Here is a 23303-nt window from a genome sequence, read left to right on the forward strand (position 1 = left end):
ACTATGACAACGGTTTCATTCAAACAAATGACGTTACAAGGCGAAGATGCTGCCAAATTCTTGCAAGGCCAAGTTACTGTTAATATTAAACTATTAGATGCAGATTATCGTCCGACTGCCATTGCCAATATCAAAGGCCGTATTGATTTCGGTCTTTGGGTAAAAAAACTAGAGGAAAATCAATTTGATATCGTGATTAGTGCTGATTGCGAAGAAGCGTTTCAAGCCCACTTCAAAAAATACGGCGCCTTTTATAAAGCGACCCTTTCAGAACCTGTCGATATCTATCCTTGCGTATTAGATAAGGGCGATGAGACCCAAAAACCAAGCTTTAGTCTCGATGCTGATAAAAATGATCCAGAGCAGTGGATGGCGCGCAGTATTGCGACCGGTAACTACTGGATTACAGAGGCTACGCGAGGTCAATTCCAACCACAAGAGCTGCGTTTACATCAACGTGACGGCGTACACTATAATAAAGGCTGCTACTTAGGCCAAGAAGTGATTGCGCGCATCTACTTCAAAGCATCACCGAAAGCGTTCTTGCACCGCGTGAAAGGCGAAGGCGATGTGCCAGAAGCTGGTGAGAGTTTGGATAAAATTCAGGTGGTCAATGCCCTTGCTACCGAAGGCGGATTTGAAGCATTAGTTGTGGCCCGTCCGGAAAAAATAGAAGAATCAGATTTACAGGTAATAGACTTACCGCCTGCCCTTCAGGCCGACGTGGCACGTAACGCTGAATAACCCGCTTATTGTTACTGTTAATAACGGACTGCTTTTAGAGCATCGCTAATTGAAATAAAGCAAAAAGCGACATCTTTTTCAAGATGTCGCTTTTTTTAATTACTAATTTCAATGTTAATTTTCTATCCATATCAATAACGGATACCGAATATCGTACGCTTAGTTTATACAAAAGATCATTTTATAGTCAGTACCCTACCGAGCTTATCTTCCAACCATTTATCAAATTAAGCACCTTTCGTGATTACCTAAACACTTCAGCCATGCAGTGATTGGCTCGCATCAGGGTCATATTAAAGCCAATAAGCGCACAGATGGCACTACCGGCCTGATTGTAGAGGTTATCTTACTAGCCAATACTTTAAGCTGATGATTATCAAACTTGATTGGCCTATTTCACCTATAAGTCAACAGTCGCTTCTATCGTAAGATTTATTATCTACCAAACACAACAAAGCCGCATAACTTTCGCTATGCAGCTTTTATCATAAGCCATCCAAAGCTCTGTTGTTTTCTACACCATCCTAGTATAGCCAATAACAGCGAGCATCCTGCTCTATTCATACCGTTACTGTGATAATCCTGTCCATCCTAGCAGCGTTATCACAGTCATGCATCCTTGCTTAACCCATGACACAGTATCAATCTAGACACTCTGTTCATAGATGCTATCGTGACGATTCCAATTTTCATTAAAATCTAGCAATAGCGGCCTATCCATAATACGGAAGCTTCTCTTATCAACCTAAGCTGATACGTTAAGCACTCAATCCTTGAGTCATCATCCTTGATGCCGTAGAGCTATAGTCTCAAATTACATCAGACTATGTAAGTCGCTATAGCGTCTAGTCGTGTAAGCATATGCTTACATTTGAGTTATTTCGGCCAAACTTTTATTGCGTTTTTAACAACTTATGCTAGCTTAAACCTTTGACTATAAGGGCTAGGTAATGAGCTGCCTTATATTTGGCGGTAGAACCCTGCTAAATTTATATTCAAATAAAATATTTGCTAAATAAATCATCTGCCAAAATCCATTTTGAAAACTATTTATTTGAACGTTTATTTAGCCTCTTCAAATTCTCCAGACACAACAAAGCCGCATAACTTTCGCTATGCGGCTTTAATTGTTTGTCATCCTAACTATTTATTATTCCCACTTCCATCCTAGATGAGCGAATAATAGCGAGCATCCTGCTCTGGTGTTGCGCCCTAAACATCGTCTTTGATGTCTGGTCATGTGTCCCTACTTTACTTATGGCCTTCTATCAAGCTAGATAGTTGACTCATAAGCGCTATGGTTTCAAATTAGAAATACATCCAACCTATACATAGCTATTCATCCCTAATACGGAAACTTTCTTTATCAACCTAAGCTGATACGTTAAGCACTCAATCCTTTGAGTCATCATCCTTGATGCCGTAAAGCTATAATCGCAAATTAGGTAAGACTATGTAAGTCGCTATAGCGTCTAGTGGTGTAAGCATATGCTTACAAAAGCGTGATTTTTAAGAAAGTTCAAAAATAAAATATAATGATATCAATGAATTAAAACTCCTAAAGCCTTATTCTATATAGAATCAGACAAACTCTTGGTCAAAAACAAGCCAGAAATATAGGCAAAAAAACCACACACAGTTACATAAATAATCTTTCAGATTTTGGTAAATAAAGTGATTTTTAATACTTAAAACAAAATAGTTGACTAAAAATAAGCTAAAAAACCACTCAAGTTTAATAAAACTTGAGTGGTTACGCCATTTGGGACTGGACTATCTAAGCTTAAGAGATAGGCTTAAGGTGGATTAACCCAAACTTACTTATCGTGCGTCACGTAATTCTTGGAGCTTTTTAAGCTTGTTAGCCTCGAGCATAATCTTGGCTGCTTCGGTGACAAACACTTCACTCTCTGGCAACTTAGGACGTTCACCTGTCTTCATACGACTGCGCTCTTCAAATAAGGCCTCAGTCGCTGCTTGATACTCAGTCCAGCTTCGATAAGGCTTCTTACCTTCAGCTTGACGACGGGCATTTTCTGCTTGCAGCGTTTTTTGCTCTACTTGCTTCTGATGCGCACGGCGCTTGTCAATATTAAGCACGACCGCTTTCTTATCATCTTCCATATCACGGATTTTATTCAATGTGTCTAAATAGACAAACTGAGGATTCGTCGTCTGGCGGATTTTGGATTGCTGGTTAAGCGTCGCTAGCGTATCGCTGCTGAATCTGCCTTCAGGTTTATAAGGCGAGGTCTGAATGGTATCCCAAGCCATCGCATATTTCTGGTCGCGCTCACTAAACTCGGCACCATCATAGATATTTACCAGCTCTACATCAGGAACAACACCTTTATTCTGGGTACTACCACCGGTCACTCGGTAGAATTTACGCTGGGTCAATGTTGCTGAGCCTAATGCCAAGCTATCTAACTGAACTTGTGCTGAACCTTTACCGGTTGTGGTGCTACCCACCACTAAGCCGCGGCCATAGTCTTGAATCGCTGCTGCAAAAATCTCTGATGCTGATGCTGATGCTAAGTTGGTAATCACCACCATATCGCCTGAATACAGCTGTTTGCCGCCGTCTTCATCTTGATAAACCTGAACATTACCTCGGTTATCACGAATCTGAACTAAAGGCCCTTCTTTAATAAACAGTCCCAACATTTTAGCGACTTCATCTAATGAGCCACCTGGATTATTTCGTAAATCAACCACGAGACCATCGATATTTTCTTTGTTCAGCTTTTTCAGCTCATTTTGCGTATCGATACTCACGCTGCGGTAGTTTTGACCACTACGGCGCGCACGGTAGTTTAGATAGAAGCTTGGAATCTCTAACACACCAATACGTTTTTCTTCATCGCTGCCTTCCGGTTTGACCGTAATCACACGATGAGTGACACCCGCATCTTCTTGCTCGATTATATCACGAGTAATCACGATAGTACGAGCAGCTGCGTCAGGGCTATTGGGCTGTTTTACTTTGACAATCACATCAGTGCCGCGCTCACCACGTATTAAAGACACCACTTCACGTGTCGACCAGCCCACCACGTCTTGTAGCTTCTCGCCGTCTTTAGCAACTGCGATAATCAAATCATTCGGTTGAATCTGTCCCGACTTCGCCGCAGGACCACCATCAACCAGTGTTACGATTTGAGTATAATCTGGATTCTTGCGATAGGGACGAATCGATACGCCAATACCCTCTAGCTGCAAGTTAGACTGAACCTGCATCTCTACCGCTTGTACCGGCGCATAATAATTACTATGCGGATCATAGGTCAGCGTCGCACTATTAAGTACTGACTCCATGATCTCGTCGCTCTTAATACGATCTAACTGCTCTTGCTGACGATGCAGACGATTTAATAGAATTTCAGCAGGGCTTCTGTCTTCATTTAAAATTAAATCATTGCCCTTGGTGAGCTCAGGGTTTTCACGATACAGATTATCACGTGCTCTATCTTCTTCTTGACCCAAGGTTAGATTGATAACCTGTAGCGTTAACTGACGTTCCCAATAGGCTTTTTGCTCTGCGGCATTCTTAAATCTTGGTGCTTCTTCACGGTCTAACACCACCGAATCATTACGGTGCAGATCAATCTCTTTTGTCAAGAACTTATCAGCAAAATCATAATACTCATTTGAGCGCTGCGTATAACGATTAAAAATATCTTGCACTGCACTTAAGTCGCCACGTTTTAATAATGAGGCAAATTTTGACCCATATTTGCGAGTCATCTCATCGATATCTGATTGCAGAAATAACGTGTGATTGGCATCTAAACGATCAACATACATCGCTAAGATCTTACGACCCATCTCTTCATCAAGACGCTGATTAGAATAATGGGCTCTATCAAGCAAAGCAGCGACTTGGCGAGTCGTTAACTGTTGTTCTGGTGTTACCTTGAAGTTTTTATGATCTGCGGCAACCGCTTCAGAGTAACTGTGTGAAAAGACTATCCCTGCGACACCAATTGCGGCAGCACCGAGCACCAGCTGTGTTGGTTGAAATCTCATAAAATGTTCTCGCTTATTCTTTTTACATTATGGGTATGGTGCCTCGATATTAGCATAACAAACCACTGCTGACTGTCTAAAACTGTATATGCATTCTTACCTTTGCATATCTTAGAGCCTATTTATCACAGCATTCATGGTTAATATCAGGCAAGTAATTATACTTACCAACCTCAAGCGTCTTCCCTGCTCTAACAACCACTAATAACAAGATGCTTAATAGCATCCATAGTGATGCTCACGATAAGGTTGGTATTGGGCTCATTTACTGTAATAATAACGGATTAACTTTTAGCTTAAAACACTTTAAAAGATGGGGTGGCGTATGTACGGGGCATTAATGATTGATGTAGCAGGTACCAAGCTCACTGAGGCGGACCGCTTAGTATTAAGTCGAGCAGAGGTGGGCGGGCTTATTCTGTTTGCTCGTAATGTAGAGACGCCTGAGCAAGTCCGTGCGCTGTGTGATGAGATTCACCAAATAAAGCCAGATATTATCATTGGTGCCGATCAAGAAGGCGGCCGCGTTGCTCGTTTGCGTCAAGGCTTTACCCCGCTTCCTGCCATGGGCAAATTAGGTGATTTATTCAATACCTATCCCATCAAGGCCTTATCGTTGGCCTATGATTGCGGCTATTTAATGGCAGCTGAGGTTATAGCTGTGGGGATTGATATTAGCTTCGCACCGGTACTTGATATCAACGGCGTCAGTAAAGTTATTGGCGACCGCAGTTTCCATGCGCGTACCGAAGCCATTGTGGCGCTATCTACTCAATTTATGCGCGGTATGAAAACTGCCGGTATGGCAACTACAGGCAAACACTTCCCAGGTCACGGCTCAATAGCTCCAGACTCCCATGTGGCTGATGCGATTGATGAACGCAGTTTAGACGAAATCAAACAAATTGACTTACAGCCTTTTATTCAATGCCTACCTTGGCTGGATGCTTTGATGCCGGCACACGTTATCTTTAAGCAAATAGATGATAAACCTGCTGGATTTTCAAAAACATGGCTACAGGACATCGCCCGTAAGCAGTTAGGCTTTGAAGGTGTTTTATTTTCAGATGATTTGTCTATGAAAGCGGCTCATATTGCAGGGGATATCACAGCGAGAGTCACTGCTGCGCTTAGTGCAGGTTGTGATATGGCACTGATTTGTAATGACCGCACTGCCGCCATCCAAGCCATTGAGATGGCGGAGCAATTGCCACAGCCCAATCAACAGCGTTTACATACCATGCGTAGTATCATTCCACAGTGGCAAGGAAGTTTGGAGGCTACCTGTGCTCAGTTTGATTACTGGGCGCAAGCTAAGCACAATATTAGTGAGGCTTTTTTTAAGGAGTCTATAACCGCTAATTTAGATAAAGATCCGACCAATTATTTAAAATAATAGCGTCCGTATAAACACGCCGATTCAAACACTAAAGACTTAGGTAAACTGAAAAGGACAGCGTTAGCCTCCCTCGTCAAATATTGATATTTAGGGGTTATACATAGTTCCTAATTTTCTCAAAAAAATACCGCCCAATTTGGACGGTATTTTTATTTAAACTACTCTAAGTTAGTGGAATGATGATATTTATTGTGCAGTATCAGACTCAGGAACCAATAAATGATCATCGCCATCTGGCATTAAATCATCATTATTATCATCTAATAGGTTTAAGTCAGGATCTAACTCTAACCCATCGTCATGAGTGGCCGCAGGAGCAGAAGCTTCAGGAGATGAAGTACCCTTATTTTTCACTTCAGTTTCACGAATTTCTGAATCTGGTGCTACCACAATACCGTTTTCATCGGCTTGACCCATCGACTCATCATATACGACATATTCAATACGACGGTTACGGAAACGACCTTGGTCCGTTTCATTAGTCGCGATTGGATCAGATTCACCCATACCTTTAATTTTTAAACGATCAGCATCAGCACCTTGAGAAACCATGTAGTCTTTAATAGACTGAGCTCGACGCTGAGATAATGGAATATTATACTCATTGGTACCTATTGCATCAGTATGACCAATGATCAATAATTCCATATCAGGCGTTTTCTTCATAATTTCTACAGCGCGGTCTAGAACAGGTTTATTAACGTCTGGGATAGCAGAATCATCAAATTCGAAATTAACCACTTGACGACTTAATGCGCGTGCAACGTCACGAGGCTCTGGGTTATCTCCTAATGCATCAAGTCCAGCATTCGCTTCGGTGATACTGCGATCAATTTCACCTTGCAAATCAAGTGGACCTTCAGCCATAACATTAAGACCAGGCGCTGCTGCTTTCAAGTCTGAAACCAATTGCTGTAGTTGCGCATCATCTGGTGAGTTAACTATGATGTCCTCACCTTTAATAATAACGTTCGCATTAGGCGTATTCTTAATAAGCGGTAAAATTGCGCCTAAGTACTCTGCGGCTGGCATATCAGTTGCAAAGTTGTCATCAATATCAGCACGACATTTATCGGCTTCATCAGCAAACACTTCATTCATTGAAGACATGATTGTATCGTTTAAAGCGTCATTACCTGCACTTATGCGGCAAGCATATAATTGATTACCTTCACCACTCGATAAAGATAATACGGCAGGCTCTACCTCTGCATTATCAGCAACGACTGCATTTTCAGCAGATTGCTCTACTTGCTGAGGTGGCGTTGCTACAGGCTCTGGATTGTCCTGACAACCTTTTAATAGTGCCCAAGCTAGCGCTGCTAAAATAATTAAACCAATAATAGGTAATAATGCTTTTAAGAAGCTACCGCCCTCTTCTTCTTTACGATGAAGGGGTTCAGTACTTGTTGTATCAGAGATACGATGACCTGGTTTTGGCTCGGTTCCAGAGGTAGCAGCAGCGGCGCCAGCTGGAGCAGCAGCAGTGGTGGCAGCTGTCGCTGCTTTCGGCGCTTCAGTAGTCGTCGTAGTTGCAGCAGCAGGTGCTTCTTTCTTAGCATTGTTTGCCGCTAATAAACCTGCTGGTACTAGACCACTCATCGCAGCCCATGCAGGGATATGATCACGATAAGAAGATAGGTTATCACGCAAGAACTGAGGCACTGGCGTAGTACCCGCTAAGCTTTTAATCTCGTTAAATGCTAATGGTGATGCAGTTGACATTAAAGCTTGAGCTTCTGTTTTATCAACGTGGTTTGCTGTTGAAAGTTCACGCGTTAAGCTATTTCTTTTACGCTCATCATGCCAAAAACGATCAAAGAAACCACTATCATCACCGCGAACTTCTTGATCGCCAATACGACCATATGATTCTTGATCAGTTAAGCTGCTCACAAAAAGAGCATAGAACTGCTGTAATAAATTTTCGTTTTCTGGGGTACGGTTGTCGCCTAGTACCGCAGGCGTTACTGTACGCGTTAAATGACCAATAATATCCATAACAATCCTCCTAAAAAATTAAAAATATACGATAATTTATTTCCCTCATCCTACGCTTTGCTTTTATAAACCGCTTTGCTTTTATAAACGATGTATAACCCGTGCTTTTTATAATTAGTTAAACACAACAAACTGTTGAATTTATCCTTATTACACGTTAATTAATACACAATTGCACGATAATTAATATATAAAGCGTCCAAATCATACGAGAGAGTTACCTCTTTACCGCAGTTGTGTACTACACTACCCTATCTTGAAAACAACTCCGTTATATTAAGGTAAATTATCAGTTAAACCGTGTTACAGACATGTGAATTGGTGACAAACTGATAATAATTCATGCTAAAACTATAAATTGAAACCATGATAAATATAGACAACACCACCATTTAAGGCTGTCGACGCAGTTGTTACTCTATATAATACACCTGAGATACGATAACAAACAGTATTAAGAACTGCTTTATACCCATCTAAATGTACTAAGGAATAACAGTGAACAGTTTATTGAGTAACCATACGACGCTAATTATTGCCATTACGGTCATTATTAGCTTTTTAGCATGGCAAAATACCGCTTTGATGGGTCGACTGATTTTCTATCCGCCTGCGGTTAATAAGGGGCAATGGTATCGCTTCATTACTCATGGCTTTATCCATGCCGATGGCTCACACCTATTATTTAACATGTTTACCTTGTACTTTTTCGGGCGTGTGGTCGAACGATTCTTTAATCAATACTTAGGCGGCTTTGGATTTATTGCCGTTTATTTGATTGCGATTATTGCAGCGATGATTCCGAGCTACTTACAGCATAAAGATGACCCCCGCTACCGTAGTCTAGGTGCTTCAGGTGGGGTCTCTGCTATCTTGTTCGCCTATATCTTGATGGCGCCTTGGAGTATGCTGTATTTATTTGCCGTCGTTCCTATCCCTGCGATTGTCTTCGCCATTGCCTATGTGGCCTATAGTGTGTATGCCAATAATAAAGGCGGCTCATCAGTGAACCATCTTGCGCATTTATGGGGCGGCGCGTTCGGCGTGTTAGCAACTATATTACTTGAGCCCAATGTGATTCCTCATTTCTTAAATGCGTTATTACATCCGCGCTTCTAAAACACACTGATACTTGCGACGTTTTGATAATTTAAAACATCACACATTAAAAAGCCCGTCATTTAATTGAATGACGGGCTTTTTAATGTGTACGATTTATTTAGCGCGGTACGCTTCTTTTAGACCAGAAATCACCATATCCAGTGCTTCTGCGTCGCCATCGCGCGCAGCACGGCGCATTAACAATGAGGGTGCGTGAGATAGCGTCTGAGTTAAGCGTCGGGTTAATTCAGTCAACACATCTTCTGCCGGTGCGTCTGTATTTCTCAATTGATGCAAGGCTTCTTGTAGTACTTTTTCCGCTTTTTGCTCTGCTAACTGACGATAATCATGAATGTCTTGACCGACTTTACGTACTTGATAGCGACGCTCAATCTCAACCACCAAATGGCTGACCAATAACTCCGCTTCAACAGCAGCTTGACGACGCTTCTCTAAGTTACCGGCAATCACATGCTGTAAGTCATCAATAGAGTACAGATACACATCATCAAGCTTACCAACTTTTGAATCAATGTCTCTTGGTACTGCTAAGTCAACCATTAGCATTGGTTTATAACGGCGTTTTTTGAGTGCGCTACGGGTCATGGATTTATCGATTAGCATATCCATACTCCCACTACAGCTACTCACAATATCGGCTTGATACAATAACGTGTCTAGCACAGTAAGCGGATGCACCTCGATAGTCAAACCCGGCCGCTGCAGCTCTTCTGCCAATAATTGAGCACGCTCAGGGGTACGATTACAAATCAGAATACGGCGCACGCCCAGCGCGGCAATATGCTGAGTGACCAGACGATTCATCTCGCCAGCAGCAATCACCAATAAGGTCGTATCTTCTGGTTTATCAAATATCTGAGTAACTAATTTTGCCGCAGCAAATCCTAAAGAGATGGCTTGTGTACCTACATCCGTCTCATTACGCACACGTTTGGCTGCTGCGAATATCTGTTCTACTACCCAATTTAAATGATTGGTCAAGTAGCCAGTTTCTTTGGCCTGGCTAACGGTGCGCTTAATTTGACCGAAGATTTGTGGCTCACCCAAAATCATGGAGTCCAGACCGGCCGCTACACGCAGCCAATGGGTTAGCGCTTGCCCATCAATAAAGTCATATAAATAAGGACGTATTTCATTGGCAGGCAGGCCTTTAAACTCAGCCAGCCAATTGATAAGTTGCTCAGCAAGTGCAGTAGCCGATACGGTCTTTAGCTGCGCCGATTGTGTAACATATGCCGGATCATTCGCGGTATAGGTATTGGGTGCAAGCGCATAAATTTCGGTACGGTTACAGGTAGAGATAATCACACTACCGGCGGTTATCTTCTGTAATTGGGCTTGCGCGGCCTGAATGTCGTCGCCCACAAAAGCCAACCGTTCGCGCAAAGCAACGGGGGCTGTTTTATGGTTAACACCGATGACAACAAGGTTCATGTAAACTCTACCAATTTAATAGACGTTAAACCGTTTCAATAAAGGAGCACAATCTGACAATGATTGTCCACGAGATGGATTATATTAATAGGTAATAAGGCGTGCGCATCAATTATAAAGGACGAATAAGAAAACGCCCCAGTACAATTAATGTATTAAACCGTGAATTATATCATCGAATGCATATGCAATCACGGATACTGTGTTCAATCCGATATAATAGTGTGATTGAGCTAATAAATACACGCTAAAGGCCGCTTATTATTATATTAACCTATCTTCTTTTTTGGCCTATAACTCTGACGCGGTAACCTATGACAAAGACACTTTCTCAAACGCCTACCGTTTATTTGGGTACCGGTGGATATAGCGATACCGATATGCTGGGTACACTGTATCCCATGGGTACAAAAAAGACAGATTTTTTAGCAGAATACGCCAAACATTATGGCGCCGTTGAAATTAATAGTACCTTTTATGCGCCACTAGGTCACAAAGCGTTTGAGGGGATGCTTAGAAAGTCTGACGGTCAAGTGAAATTTGCGGTAAAGTTGCATCAAGATTTTAGCCATACTCAAACGGCAACTGCGCAACATGCCTCAGCCTTTATAGAAGCTTTGCAGTCTATTATTGAGGCCGATTGTCTGGCGCCTTTATTGATTCAGTTTCCGCATGGATTTGACAGAACGGTTTCAAATCGTCTGTATTTGGCTAAATTAACCGATTGGTTCATTGATTATCCCCTAGCGATAGAGTTTCGCCATGCCAGTTGGCATATCCCGCAAGTAGAGCACAGCTTCCAAAAGCATGGGCTTATTTGGTGTAGTGTCGACTATCCCAAAGTTAGTGGATTACCACAATCACGATTGTTATTTACCCAAACGTCTCAGTGTTCTACAGTTCAACAAGGTGCTAAACGCACTGGCTACTTGCGTATGCATGGTAATAATTTGAACTGGTGGGATTCAATGTCAGCCAGTGAGCGCCATGATTACCGTTATTCAGTAGAGGAGATGCAGGCTTGGGCGCAAGCAATAGCCAATCAGCGCCAACACTTTGATGAGCTTTATATCTTTTTCCAAAACTCTACCAATGCCCATGCCTATTACAACATTGCAATGCTAAGAGAGGCTTTAATGGCGCTCAATTTTAAGGTTTTATAAATTAAGAACATAAAAAATCGCTGACAACGCAGCGATTTTTTATTTTAATAATACATATACCGATAATATAGTCATAGGCAACTAAATGAGATACAAGGCAACCGAGTGCAAGTACTACTCTAGTAGGCTTAGTGAGGTTAACGCTGTAGCTCTTTAGTTTGGCTAAGACTATAGATAAGATCACATAATTTCAATACGTCTGTGCTAATTTAAGGAAAATACTTTACCTATTTTCCACCACGAATTTCAGCAAGTGCCATCGCAATAAACTTTCTTAAGTTCTTAAAGCTGGTGTCCGCCTCTTCCATATATTCTTCAAGATGATCAATCTCTTTATGCATGTTATCTTGTTGACGACGTTTAAGCTCCTCCATCAATGCTGATAGCGTCTCTTCCGTCTCTTTAATGAGCTGATTAATTTCCTCAGAAGATTTGATAGCGACATTTTCTGCGATAGAATCTAAGGTGCTTATTTGTTCTGTTGTACTTTTATCCCTTGCATCCATCATTTTTTCCATCCTATTAACTTTAAATTATAAATGTGCAGTGTGACATGATATCAACGACAGTTATATCGGCTATATTACCTCTGTTACATTGACCCTACTGAATATGAAACACCAACACATAAAAGAGGAATAACGAAGAACACCCCAAGTATATAAGCTAACGCATATACTTTCTTTTCTGAGGCAAAGTTTGCCAACCAGCCAGCTAATTTCAAAGGTATGTCACGCAAGAAAGGGATACCATAAATAACCACGACGCCTATCACATTATAGGTTAAGTGAATTAATGCAATCGTTACAGCAGCTTGCATATTACCTTCCACTGCAAAAGATGCTAGGAGTGCTGTAATACAGGTCCCAATATTTGCGCCCAAAGTAAAAGGATAAATTTGTTTTAAACTAAACGTACCTGAGCCTGCCAGAGGGACCATCAATGAGGTTGTGGTCGATGAAGACTGAACTAAAATAGTAATGATGGTGCCGGAAGCTATACCACTAATCGGACCACGGCCCACTGTGGTATGCATAATATCTTTGGCTTTACCTACCATTAATTGTTTTAATAACTTACCGATATAGGTAATCGATACAAATATTAGTGTAATACCCAAAAGGGCTAACGCTATACCTGCTAACGGTTGATCGAGTACACCTGTCAGGTGTTTAAATAGATTAACAACAGGGGCAGTAGCGGCTTTAATAAAGTTAAATGATCCTACGGAAACAGCATCACCGTCTGTCGCTGCTGAACCCACGATAAATGTTGAAAAATAAGTGCCTATTTTTTCTAAGAAGCCAAACATAATCTCAAGCGGTAAGAAGATGACCACGGAGAGTAAGTTGAAATAATCATGTATCGTAGCAGCGGCAAAAGCTCTTTTGAACTCTTCCTTATTGGTAATGTGCCCCATCGAAACAATCGTATTGGTAATTGATGTACCAACATTAGCGCCCATCACCATTGGAACTGCCAGTTCAACAGGCAATCCACCTGCAACCAATCCAACGATAATCGAGGTGACGGTTGAAGATGATTGAATCAAAGCAGTGGCAACAATACCGATTATCAGACCCATAAATGGGTTCGTTGCAAAAGCAAACAACTCTTTTGCTTCGCCAGCCGTCGCGCCTTTAAAGCCAGAACCAATCATGCCTACGGCACAAATCAACGTATATACTAATGCAGCAACTAATACCCACCGAGCTGCCATATTGCCGCCCTGTTTAGGTATTGAGCTTATAGCTTCAGACATAAAAACTCCCTAATGAATAATATTTATCGAGTTACTCTGGCTAGCCTGAAACCATATAACGTCAATTGATGATTTTAACAAAACTAAAAATCGGATTATAAATTAGGGTTATTACACCATAGTTACATTTTTTATAAAAACTAAATAAAACATCACATAGTTTAACTAAATTTAGACAATATAATTTTAAAGAACTTGAGAGTAGTTATCAATAGTAGACATTTATATGGGACTTATACACTATGTGTTATAGAATCGATTATCGAGCTAATTACTGAATGATAGTTAAAATGAAATCTAAAAAAAGAGTCATTGATTTTTAATCAATGGCTCTTTGGACTTACCTTACAAATTACTTTCCCAATGACATCTTTAATTTCTACCCAACCCAAAGCTTCCATACCGACACTTTCATCCCAGTTATCACCCCTTAGTTTTAGTCGTACAGAGTGACTATAATAGGGGCTAACTCTTAGTTGATTTTTATTAAGACTCTTAGACCCGATAGGCGGCTCTGCTTGCACTTGAATCTGAACTATTCTTTTAATTATCTGACCATATTTTGGATGATTGACAGCCACAATATGGCCTGCCCTAAGAGTCATAGTATTCAATATAAGCTGACCAAAATATGGCACCTTGCCAATCAAGTGCGGCTGTTCATAAAGATATTTTGAGTGCCATATCAATACAAATGCACCCGACTCAAGAGTCGGGTGCATACTATTTCCAGTTACTTTCATAACTCTCAGCTTCATAAGTTTTTAGCTTCATAACCTTAAGCTTCATAAGTTTTTAGCTTGCGCTAAAGAAACAACACGTTTAGCCTAGTTTAGGATAAACCGTTTCGACTTTTGGCTCATAAGGACAAATCGCTCGATACGTCTCTACCCCTTTTGAATCCCAAAAGGTTTCAGAAAATTCATTAACTAATTCAACTAATTTCTCGGCTTTCTCAACACTGAGGTGCTGTTTAGCTGCAGAGCCCGCTAGCATAATATCATGCGTTAATTTATGAATATTTGGATATTTCTCAAGTAGCTCACCTTTAAAATAATCACCCCAAATAATGCGTATCTCATGCTTAACTGATTCAGCATGTTTCTCTTTACTTTCAACTAACCGAATAAATTTAGCCATATCTTCACGGCTGTCACTGAGACTATCAATCTGATGACAGTATCGTAAAACACTTAACGCGAAGATTTGAGCCGGAGTCGTGTCATAAATACCGCAAGGAATATCACAATGTGCTGATAGGGTTGGAAAAGCACGCACTTTATCCATTTTTTGTAATAGCGTATGTAACATATTAACTTCCTTATAAATAGTTAAACGTTGATTTGAGTTCTATTTGTCTTTTTGCTTAGTAAACTGACGATAGGCTACCCAAATACAGGCGGCTAAAGCAATAACAATGGAGCCGTAAAAAAGTACATGCATCAGCATAGATTCATTCGCAGTATGATCATGGCCAGGATGTGCCATTGCACTATTCGTCGTGAAGACGATAGTAAACAAAGCCATCACTGCTGTAGGAAACGAATTGAGTACATTGGGTTTATTTAAAACTTTACTACCAGCTGATTCTTTCATAAGGTTTATTCCATACTAATGGTTTAAGGAAATAGTGAGTCTTAGGTGGTTATACCGCGTAAATGACGCTAAGTCATTTCGGTATCTCATAGGTCATTAAGATAGTTTTAATTGGAACATAAAATACCTTAACCTGATTCTTATAAAATGTAAATGAAAATCATTATTATTTAAATATTGAGTTATAGGCTGGTAGATGGGGTATATGGCATTCGACTATTGTATGAATGATAGAAAACAAAAAAGGATGCCGAAGCATCCTTTTTTAATAATTAAAAGACTGATATTTCACAAAATAAGTCTTTTAAACAATAAGCTTTATTGTAAATTACTCTTCAACACCTGCGTCTTGACCTTTATATTTAGCATTGGCATAGTCCCAGTTTACTAATTTATCAAGGAAGGTATCCACGTAATCTGGACGACGGTTACGATAATCGATATAGTATGCATGCTCCCAAACATCACAGGTTAATACTGCTGTTTTGTCATGAGCCAGTGGCGTATCAGCGTTCGCCGTTTTCATGATTGACAGTTTACCACCCACTGAATCAGCAACTAACCATGCCCAGCCTGAACCAAACTGAGACGTTGCTGCATTTTTAAACTCTTCACGGAACTTGTCGTAAGAACCAAAATCTTCTTCAATTTTAGCTTTAAGATCACCAGTAGGTTCACCGCCACCATTGTTTGGAGTCATGCAGTTCCAGTAGAAAGTATGGTTCCAAACTTGAGCAGCTTGGTTAAACATACCTTGTTTGCTGTCATCTTTAGCCGTTGCTTTGATGATTTCATCTAATTCTTTACCTTCTAGACCTGAACCAGGAAGCAAATCATTAAGCTTGTTAACGTAGGCAGCGTGATGCTTATCATGGTGGAATTCTAAAGTTTCTGCACTGATATGTGGCTCAAGTGCGTCTTTTGCATAAGGTAGTTCTGGTAATGTGATATTTGACATATTATTTTATCCTTGGCTGGTTTAACCTTACTGACTATTCAGAGTAGGCCAATATTCGAACAGGCGACATACTCGTCGTAAACAACTAAGGCTAAAGTGGCTTGTTGTTATTAAAATCCTAAAATCGTACAACTCGTTAATTATCAAACTATTCGCTTAGCCATCTGTTTCAAACAGACAAGCCAATATCTGATAATTAAATTGCTACATATGCAGACTTAATCCTTTATTGGCATAAATCAATTAGGCCCACATCCTTATCCTCAAATACTTTTTAAACATCATTTATTCCACTTAACTGTACTAAGTGGTTACATGAGTGTCTGTTAAAAGTTTGATTACTAAGTCTTGTTATATACTATAGCAAAGCAATGCGGCAAACTCAGTTACCGAATGTTATATCACTGCGTTAATTTATTAATCACTATGATAAATAAAATCAATCATTAACTGAGATTTCATTTAAATATGGCAATAATAGAATCATAGTTTGTTATCTATGACTAGATAACGGCCAGACAACTAAGTGGTTCAAAATAGCTCGAAGTGGCTTACAGTAGCTTGAATTAATTGTGGCCCCTTTCTATACAACCTATACAGCTCCTCGCCAATATTTGAATATCTTTTGATACTATAGGATAGCTTTATGACCTCATCATTAAATAAACCCAACACCAACCCTACTCCACAACAAACTGTACGATGGGTACTGGCCAGTAACAATAAAGGCAAGCTGGCTGAATTTAAGCGCTTGTTTAACGAGGCCAATCTTAATATCGATATTATCCCTCAAGGTGAGCTTAATATAGAAGATGCGATTGAAGATGGTCTTAGCTTTGTAGAAAATGCCATTATCAAAGCACGTCATGCCAGTCGTATTAGCGGACTGCCTGCGGTAGCAGATGACTCTGGTCTATGTGTGCCTGCGTTAGGTAACGCCCCTGGTATTCACTCTGCCCGTTATGCAGGTGTTCATGGCAATGATGCCAAGAATAATGCTAAGTTAATTGACAACTTACAACCTATTCGACAGCCAAATCCTGACCAGCTTATTAAAGGCTACTTTGTGTGTGTCCTAGCGTTGGTACGTCATGCTGATGACCCGCTACCCATTATTGCGCAAGGCTTGTGGCAAGGTGAGATACTAGAGGCACCTCAAGGGGAGCACGGCTTTGGTTACGACCCCCTGTTTTATGTGCCAGATTTTAATAAAAGTGCGGCCGAGCTTGACCCTGCTACCAAAAACCAAATCAGTCACCGCGGCCATGCGATGAAGCAGTTATTGGCGCAGTTAGCAGATTTTTAGCCAATTTTGGCCATGTAGGTGCGCAATTTTTACTTTATTTTTACATTAACTGGCTGATAGACTATACTGTTCTACTTTTATAATTTTATAATTTTATAGCAGTGCCAAACTCACCTTTGCTATCGAGCAAGTTGTGCGTATTTTGCTGTTATTTAGCCAGACGTCTGTGGCATCCGATATCTTTGGATATCCTTGTTTTAACTTACTAATGGCGGTATTGACGCTATAACTAAGCGATAAAATGAGAGTGCACGGCAGCCACTGTGCTTTATAATATGCGTGATATTTATTAAAACCAGTTTAGCGTTATATTCTTGGCAATCCGCTACTTTATAGTCGAAGTCTATTTTCGTTGTAAAGTGGACATTGCTTATCATTACAATCAAACGATTAATATACAGGGTTAATAACCATGGCAAAAGATCTACAAGTCACGACTAACAAAGTCAACGACAATCAAACTCAACTGACTGTTAAAGTTCCTGTTGAACAGATTCAAAACAAAGTGGAAGGCCGTATCCGCAATGTGGCAAAAACTGCCAAAATTGATGGTTTCCGTAAAGGTAAAGTGCCTGTTTCACATATCCGTGCCCAGTATGGCGCTGGTATTCAGCAAGAAGTAATTAACGACGTAATCCGTGACACTGTGTTTGAGGCTATCAAAGCAGAAGACGTCCGTGCTGTTGGCATGCCAAACATCGATGACGTTAAGCTTGAAGATGAATTCTTAGTATATCAAGCGACTGTTGAAATCTTCCCAGAAATCAAAGTGGAAGGCATCAGCGACATCGAAGTTGAGCGTCATAACGCCACTATCAATGATGAAGACGTTGATACTATGATCGAAAACCTTCGCAAACAGCGTCAAGAATTTGCTGATAAAGAAGGCGCAGCAGATGAGGGCGATCAAGTAACCTTTGACTTTGAAGGCTCTATCGACGGCGAGAAATTTGAAGGCGGCTCAGCTGAAGACTTTAAACTTGTACTAGGCAGCGGCCAAATGATTCCAGGATTTGAAGATGGCATCAAAGGTATGAGCGCTGGCGATGAAAAAACCATCGACGTCACTTTCCCAGAAGATTATCAAGCTGAAAACCTAGCCGGTAAAGCAGCACAGTTCAAAATCAACGTGAAAAAAGTTGAAGAATCTAAGCTTCCAGAAATCAACGAAGAGTTCCTTGAGTTATTCGGCGTAAAAGAAGGCGGCGTAGAGCAGCTTAAAGCAGACGTTCGTAAGAACATGACGCGTGAAATCAAAAACGCAGCACGCAACCAAGTTAAGCAAGCAGCCTTTGATGCGCTACTTGAGAAAAACGAATTTGACGTACCAAGCGCTATGATTGAACAAGAAGTGGATCGTCAGCGTAACCTAATGATGCAGCGCTTTGCGCAGCAGTTCGGCGGCAACGCTAACAGCATCGACAAAGATATGTTGCCACGTGAGCTATTTGAAGAGCAAGCTATCCGTGCTGCACGCCTTGGCATCTTAGTGTCTCGTATTATCGAAGAAAATGATATGAAAGTAGATCAAGAACGTGTGGATACTTTCATTAAAGAAACTGCTGAAAACTACGAAGATCCTCAAGAAGTTATCGAATACTACACAAACGATGCACAGCAACGCGCTAACATCGAATCTGTCGTACTAGAAGATCAAGTGGTTGACTTCCTAATTGATCAAAGCAAAGTAACTGACAAAGAAGTTAGCTATCAAGAACTTCTAGCATCACAACAACAAGGTATGATGTAATTCATTTTTCAATAAAATGAATCATCTAATCTTTTGCTGTTAATAGCTGATGGATAACGCTTAATAAAAGTGCCCTAACTTCGATAAGTTGGGGCATTTTTGTCTCTGCTGATTTTATTTAGGTTGAAATTTGCCTATAGACCTATAGAAATTGCTAAACTATGTGTTAATTATGGGTCATCACGCAAGATATGTGCGCTAAGCGCTTGATTTATTGCCAGACACCCCAAAATATAAACCAATGATATAGGTATGCGTAAGCCGCCTACCCTTTTCTCGTTTGATAGTTAAGTATTGACTTAAAGCAGGCAGACATTGAGGGTTCGGCAAATAAGCTTAGTTGCCTTTATTTCAATAACACCAAAATTTCATTAACATCAAAAACAACGATTTAAAACATTGTAAAACTGACCAAACATAGGGATTATTTATGAATCACCAAAACACCCAGCAAGATATCGAGCGTATCATCAACAACCCTCATTTCGATAAGCTGGTTGCTGCCCATGATGCCGTATTAAGAGATATGCGTGACGCGACTGTTAGCGTACCGCAAGCTGCACTAGTACCTATGGTTGTCGAGCAATCGGCCCGTGGCGAGCGCTCTTTTGACATCTACTCGCGCCTACTTCGCGAGCGTGTTATCTTCTTGACCGGTCAAGTTGAAGACAACATGGCCAATCTAATCGTGGCACAGATGCTGTTCTTAGAAGCAGAAAACCCAGAAAAAGACATCCACTTATACATCAACTCGCCAGGCGGTTCAGTGAGCGCCGGTCTTGCCATGTTTGATACCATGAACTTTATCAAACCTGACGTATCAACCATTTGTATGGGCGGTGCATATAGCATGGGCTCATTCCTATTGGCAGCCGGTGAAAAAGGCAAACGTTATGCGCTTGCTAACTCACGTGTGATGATTCACCAGCCTTCAGGCGGTGCACAAGGTCAGGCGACGGATATTGAGATTAATGCTCGTGAAATATTAAAAATCCGTGACCGTCTAAACCGTATCTTAGCGGAGCGTACCGGTCAGCCATTAGAGAAAATCGAAAAAGACGTTGAGCGTGACTACTGGTTAGACGCGCAAGAAGCCAAAGAATACGGCTTGGTTGATGAAGTATTAGAGCGTCGTCCAGAAGACGAAAAGTAAACCTTTAAACCCATTATGTTTGAAGGCTGTGATGCTGGTAATTAGTCCATTAATGACTGATTAATGGCGTTGCTGATACCATATTGAGCAATTTATATAGATAGCTTTAGAGTAATTATTAAGGAGCGCCAAGCATGGCTAAAGATAAAACACCACAGTGTTCGTTTTGTGGTAAAAAGAAAGATGAAGTGGCACAGCTTATTGCAGCCGATGACGCAAATATCTGTAATGAATGTGTGGCGCTATGCACAGACCTAATTGAAGATGGCGATATTGACAGTGCTGAGGGAGACGGTGAACAAACCAGCTCTTGGTTATCCAAAAAGCTACCAACACCAAAAGAGATTCGTGAGCATTTAGATGGTTATGTCATCGGTCAAGATACCGCTAAAAAAGCGCTATCCGTTGCAGTATATAACCATTACAAACGTCTAAAAGTAGCGGCTCAATTAGCAGAAGATGCTAAGCAAGCCAAGCTGGGCGCTGATGATGCTATGGTTGAGCTATCAAAAAGTAATATCTTGTTGATTGGTCCAACAGGTTCAGGCAAAACCTTATTGGCTCAAACGCTAGCCCGTATGCTTGATGTTCCTTTTGCCATGGCAGATGCAACTACCTTAACCGAAGCCGGTTATGTGGGTGAAGACGTTGAAAACATCGTACAAAAGCTACTACAAGCGGCTGATTATGATGTTGAGAAAGCTGAGCAAGGTATCATCTATGTCGATGAGATCGATAAAATCAGTAAAAAAGGCGAGAATATGTCAATCACCCGTGACGTATCGGGTGAAGGCGTACAGCAAGCGCTACTCAAACTGATTGAAGGGACGGTTGCCGCCATTCCGCCACACGGTGGTCGTAAGCATCCAAACCAAGAACTGATTCAAGTCGATACCAGTAATATTCTGATTATTGTTGGCGGTGCGTTCTCAGGTCTTGATAAAGTGATTCAGCAGCGTACTGAAAAAACAGGGATTGGCTTCAACGCTGAAGTGAAAGCGAAAGACGATGGCCGTCAGTTGTCTGAGCTGTTTAAGCAGGTTGAACCAGAAGATTTGATTAAGTTTGGTCTGATACCAGAGCTGATCGGTCGACTACCCGTGATTGCAACGCTTGAAGAGCTGGATGAAGATGCGTTAATGCAAATCTTGACTGAGCCTAAAAACGCCATTGTTAAGCAGTATCAGTATCTGTTTGAGATGGAAGATGCTGAACTGACCTTTACCGAGAATGGTTTAAAGGCGATCGCTCATAAAGCGATGGAGCGCAAGACCGGTGCCCGTGGCTTACGTTCGATCGTTGAGAACGCGTTATTAGACACTATGTATGAATTGCCTTCTATGGAAAATGCAAAATCTGTAGTGGTTGATGAGACGGTTATCAATGACGGTGTCACACCTAAAATCGCCTAGTATAATGTTTTCAAGCTAAGGGGCTAATGTACGAATGACATCGCCGCTCTATTCCATTTTATCGGGTTGATTTAGCCGATTGGACTTAATAGTTTACGAACGCCTTTCTCAATGAGAGAGGCGTTTTTTATTGTGGGTGTCTCGCAACTGGTCTATTATAGTCAGTATGTCTAGCGCTTTACACTTCTTAACCAGCCTAATAGCTCTTAAATATTTTATAAACTTTATTGTTATTCTTACTTTATACCAAATCTAGAGATTTACCTATCGAGGAAGACAAGTCTAAACGTGACATATATTAGGTTTAAAAAGCCTAATAAAGAGACTCGGTTTATTAAGCCTAACAAGGATAGTTTATATTATAGAAAAGGTATTATTTTAATTAATGGGTCCAATTATGACTACAAAGCTTACGTCCACAAAAACTCTTATCAACCGACTCTCTCCTGTCCTGCCCTTCATGGCCCCTTATGTCGATCAAACGCTAATGAACCGCTTTTATCAAGGACATGTAGCAGCCATTACCGGTGCAGGGTCTGGTATTGGTCGTGCGCTAGCTTTAAATTTAGCGGCGACAGGGTGCGACTTAGCACTCGCTGATATTAATCCTGATAATCTGGCTGAAACTGAGCAGTTATTGTCTGACTATGAGGTGACGGTAACAGCAACCCTGCTGGATGTGGCAAATAAAGAGGCTGTGTTCACTTGGGCAGATCAAGTGTTCAAAGACCATGGCAAAGTCAACTTTATCTTTAATAATGCTGGAGTAGCCTTAGCGTCGACTGTCGAGGGCGAGTCGATAGAGGACATCGAATGGGTCATGAGTGTAAACTTCTGGGGCATGGTGTATGGTACCAAAGCCTTTTTACCGTTAATTAAACAAAGTGTTAGTGACGCCAATAACCAGCCACAAGCTCACTCTAAAAGGCAAACTCATCAACAAGCTCATGGTCATATTATCAATATATCCAGTTTGTTTGGTATTGTCGCCCTACCGGCCCAGTCCGCTTATAACGCCAGTAAATTTGCCATTCGTGGATTTAATGAAAGCTTACGTCAAGAGCTGGATATTCAAAAGTGTGGCGTCTCTTTGACATCTGTACACCCTGGCGGTATTAAAACCAATATTGCTAATAATGCCAGAGAACATGACAGTGTGAGTTCTCTTGGAATGACCACAGGGGCGAAAGGTTTAGAGAAAATCAATAGATTATTGAAGTTTGACCCTGATATGGCCGCAAAAATAATATTGATGGCCGTCGCCAATAATCAACCTCGCTGTCTGATTGGTGATGATGCAAAATTATTTGATTTGGTGCAGCGCGCTTTCCCCTCAAATTATGGGCAAGTGATGAACCGCGCAACAAAGACCATCTCCAAACTAAAAAGACATCCACTGATGCGTAAGCTGGGTTAATCAGCTAAATAAACGAATCGAACGCATTTTATTGGCGCAAAAGAGACATTAATAGGC

General features: G+C 41.0%; 18 protein-coding genes. 9 read left to right on the forward strand and 9 right to left on the reverse strand.

Annotated features, from left to right (window positions below; genetic code table 11):
• Window positions 1-3 precede the first annotated feature (3 nt).
• Window positions 4-744: a CAF17-like 4Fe-4S cluster assembly/insertion protein YgfZ gene (gene ygfZ, locus AC2SLO_RS11940; protein WP_486541632.1), complete on the forward strand. Its 741-nt coding sequence runs from the start codon at window positions 4-6 to the stop codon at window positions 742-744.
• A 1821-nt stretch (window positions 745-2565) separates the two neighbouring features.
• Here ygfZ and AC2SLO_RS11945 read toward each other — a convergent pair.
• Complete coding sequence (locus AC2SLO_RS11945) at window positions 2566-4773, reverse strand: carboxy terminal-processing peptidase (RefSeq protein WP_486541630.1); 2208 nt, start codon at window positions 4771-4773, stop codon at window positions 2566-2568.
• Window positions 4774-5098: 325 nt separating this feature from the next.
• Here AC2SLO_RS11945 and nagZ point away from each other — a divergent pair, with 325 nt between their 5' ends.
• Window positions 5099-6169 (forward strand): beta-N-acetylhexosaminidase, encoded by a 1071-nt coding sequence (gene nagZ / locus AC2SLO_RS11950; protein ID WP_486541628.1) that lies wholly within the window; start codon window positions 5099-5101, stop codon window positions 6167-6169.
• Window positions 6170-6358: 189 nt separating this feature from the next.
• On the opposite strand, the gene AC2SLO_RS11955 is transcribed toward nagZ, so the two are convergent.
• A complete protein-coding gene (locus tag AC2SLO_RS11955) occupies window positions 6359-8173 on the reverse strand; it encodes an OmpA family protein (RefSeq protein ID WP_486541626.1) in 1815 nt (604 codons plus the stop codon).
• A 498-nt stretch (window positions 8174-8671) separates the two neighbouring features.
• Here AC2SLO_RS11955 and AC2SLO_RS11960 point away from each other — a divergent pair, with 498 nt between their 5' ends.
• Window positions 8672-9292, forward strand: coding sequence for a rhomboid family intramembrane serine protease (locus AC2SLO_RS11960; RefSeq protein WP_486541624.1), 621 nt, complete (start codon window positions 8672-8674; stop codon window positions 9290-9292).
• Window positions 9293-9388: 96 nt separating this feature from the next.
• Here AC2SLO_RS11960 and hemA read toward each other — a convergent pair whose 3' ends face one another.
• On the reverse strand, window positions 9389-10729 hold the full coding sequence (gene hemA, locus AC2SLO_RS11965; RefSeq protein ID WP_486541622.1) for a glutamyl-tRNA reductase: 1341 nt from the start codon (window positions 10727-10729) through the stop codon (window positions 9389-9391).
• 314 nt (window positions 10730-11043) lie between these two features.
• Between hemA and AC2SLO_RS11970 the strand changes: the two genes are divergently transcribed.
• Entirely contained in the window at window positions 11044-11892 is an 849-nt protein-coding gene (locus AC2SLO_RS11970) for a DUF72 domain-containing protein (RefSeq protein ID WP_486541620.1), read from the forward strand.
• A 227-nt stretch (window positions 11893-12119) separates the two neighbouring features.
• Here the strand turns inward: AC2SLO_RS11970 and AC2SLO_RS11975 are convergent, their stop codons facing one another.
• The 6 genes from AC2SLO_RS11975 to sodB form a co-directional block, all read right to left on the reverse strand.
• Window positions 12120-12401: a hypothetical protein gene (locus tag AC2SLO_RS11975; RefSeq protein ID WP_486541618.1), complete on the reverse strand. Its 282-nt coding sequence runs from the start codon at window positions 12399-12401 to the stop codon at window positions 12120-12122.
• Window positions 12402-12484: 83 nt separating this feature from the next.
• On the reverse strand, window positions 12485-13654 hold the full coding sequence (locus tag AC2SLO_RS11980; RefSeq protein ID WP_486541616.1) for a Na/Pi symporter: 1170 nt from the start codon (window positions 13652-13654) through the stop codon (window positions 12485-12487).
• 323 nt (window positions 13655-13977) lie between these two features.
• Window positions 13978-14397: a S24/S26 family peptidase gene (locus AC2SLO_RS11985; RefSeq protein ID WP_486541615.1), complete on the reverse strand. Its 420-nt coding sequence runs from the start codon at window positions 14395-14397 to the stop codon at window positions 13978-13980.
• Window positions 14398-14476: 79 nt separating this feature from the next.
• The gene (sodN, locus tag AC2SLO_RS11990) at window positions 14477-14965 is read right to left on the reverse strand and encodes a superoxide dismutase, Ni (RefSeq protein WP_486541613.1); all 489 of its coding nucleotides are present in this window, start codon (window positions 14963-14965) and stop codon (window positions 14477-14479) included.
• A 39-nt stretch (window positions 14966-15004) separates the two neighbouring features.
• Entirely contained in the window at window positions 15005-15250 is a 246-nt protein-coding gene (locus tag AC2SLO_RS11995; protein WP_486541611.1) for a hypothetical protein, read from the reverse strand.
• Window positions 15251-15578: 328 nt separating this feature from the next.
• Window positions 15579-16208 (reverse strand): superoxide dismutase SodB, encoded by a 630-nt coding sequence (gene sodB / locus AC2SLO_RS12000; RefSeq protein ID WP_486541609.1) that lies wholly within the window; start codon window positions 16206-16208, stop codon window positions 15579-15581.
• Window positions 16209-16854: 646 nt separating this feature from the next.
• Between sodB and rdgB the strand changes: the two genes are divergently transcribed.
• From rdgB to AC2SLO_RS12025, 5 genes are all read left to right on the forward strand, one after another.
• Complete coding sequence (gene rdgB, locus AC2SLO_RS12005) at window positions 16855-17514, forward strand: RdgB/HAM1 family non-canonical purine NTP pyrophosphatase (protein ID WP_486541607.1); 660 nt, start codon at window positions 16855-16857, stop codon at window positions 17512-17514.
• Between the two features lie 412 nt (window positions 17515-17926).
• Entirely contained in the window at window positions 17927-19264 is a 1338-nt protein-coding gene (gene tig, locus AC2SLO_RS12010; RefSeq protein WP_486541605.1) for a trigger factor, read from the forward strand.
• A gap of 430 nt (window positions 19265-19694) precedes the next feature.
• Window positions 19695-20417 (forward strand): ATP-dependent Clp endopeptidase proteolytic subunit ClpP, encoded by a 723-nt coding sequence (gene clpP / locus AC2SLO_RS12015; protein WP_502318974.1) that lies wholly within the window; start codon window positions 19695-19697, stop codon window positions 20415-20417.
• Window positions 20418-20551: 134 nt separating this feature from the next.
• The gene (gene clpX / locus AC2SLO_RS12020; protein ID WP_486541603.1) at window positions 20552-21829 is read left to right on the forward strand and encodes an ATP-dependent protease ATP-binding subunit ClpX; all 1278 of its coding nucleotides are present in this window, start codon (window positions 20552-20554) and stop codon (window positions 21827-21829) included.
• Between the two features lie 487 nt (window positions 21830-22316).
• On the forward strand, window positions 22317-23246 hold the full coding sequence (locus tag AC2SLO_RS12025; protein ID WP_486541642.1) for an SDR family NAD(P)-dependent oxidoreductase: 930 nt from the start codon (window positions 22317-22319) through the stop codon (window positions 23244-23246).
• Window positions 23247-23303: the final 57 nt, after the last annotated feature.

This window comes from Psychrobacter sp. CX14, from assembly GCF_057396205.2.

Bases quoted from the DNA above. Each gene is read 5' to 3' on its own strand.
- ygfZ (WP_486541632.1), top strand. From the start codon at position 4: ATGACAACGGTTTCATTCAAACAAATGACGTTACAAGGCGAAGATGCT.
- AC2SLO_RS11945 (WP_486541630.1), bottom strand. From the start codon at position 4,773: ATGAGATTTCAACCAACACAGCTGGTGCTCGGTGCTGCCGCAATTGGT.
- nagZ (WP_486541628.1), top strand. From the start codon at position 5,099: ATGTACGGGGCATTAATGATTGATGTAGCAGGTACCAAGCTCACTGAG.
- AC2SLO_RS11955 (WP_486541626.1), bottom strand. From the start codon at position 8,173: ATGGATATTATTGGTCATTTAACGCGTACAGTAACGCCTGCGGTACTA.
- hemA (WP_486541622.1), bottom strand. From the start codon at position 10,729: ATGAACCTTGTTGTCATCGGTGTTAACCATAAAACAGCCCCCGTTGCT.
- AC2SLO_RS11970 (WP_486541620.1), top strand. From the start codon at position 11,044: ATGACAAAGACACTTTCTCAAACGCCTACCGTTTATTTGGGTACCGGT.
- AC2SLO_RS11975 (WP_486541618.1), bottom strand. From the start codon at position 12,401: ATGATGGATGCAAGGGATAAAAGTACAACAGAACAAATAAGCACCTTA.
- AC2SLO_RS11980 (WP_486541616.1), bottom strand. From the start codon at position 13,654: ATGTCTGAAGCTATAAGCTCAATACCTAAACAGGGCGGCAATATGGCA.
- AC2SLO_RS11985 (WP_486541615.1), bottom strand. From the start codon at position 14,397: ATGAAAGTAACTGGAAATAGTATGCACCCGACTCTTGAGTCGGGTGCA.
- sodN (WP_486541613.1), bottom strand. From the start codon at position 14,965: ATGTTACATACGCTATTACAAAAAATGGATAAAGTGCGTGCTTTTCCA.
- AC2SLO_RS11995 (WP_486541611.1), bottom strand. From the start codon at position 15,250: ATGAAAGAATCAGCTGGTAGTAAAGTTTTAAATAAACCCAATGTACTC.
- sodB (WP_486541609.1), bottom strand. From the start codon at position 16,208: ATGTCAAATATCACATTACCAGAACTACCTTATGCAAAAGACGCACTT.
- rdgB (WP_486541607.1), top strand. From the start codon at position 16,855: ATGACCTCATCATTAAATAAACCCAACACCAACCCTACTCCACAACAA.
- tig (WP_486541605.1), top strand. From the start codon at position 17,927: ATGGCAAAAGATCTACAAGTCACGACTAACAAAGTCAACGACAATCAA.
- clpP (WP_502318974.1), top strand. From the start codon at position 19,695: ATGAATCACCAAAACACCCAGCAAGATATCGAGCGTATCATCAACAAC.
- clpX (WP_486541603.1), top strand. From the start codon at position 20,552: ATGGCTAAAGATAAAACACCACAGTGTTCGTTTTGTGGTAAAAAGAAA.
- AC2SLO_RS12025 (WP_486541642.1), top strand. From the start codon at position 22,317: ATGAACCGCTTTTATCAAGGACATGTAGCAGCCATTACCGGTGCAGGG.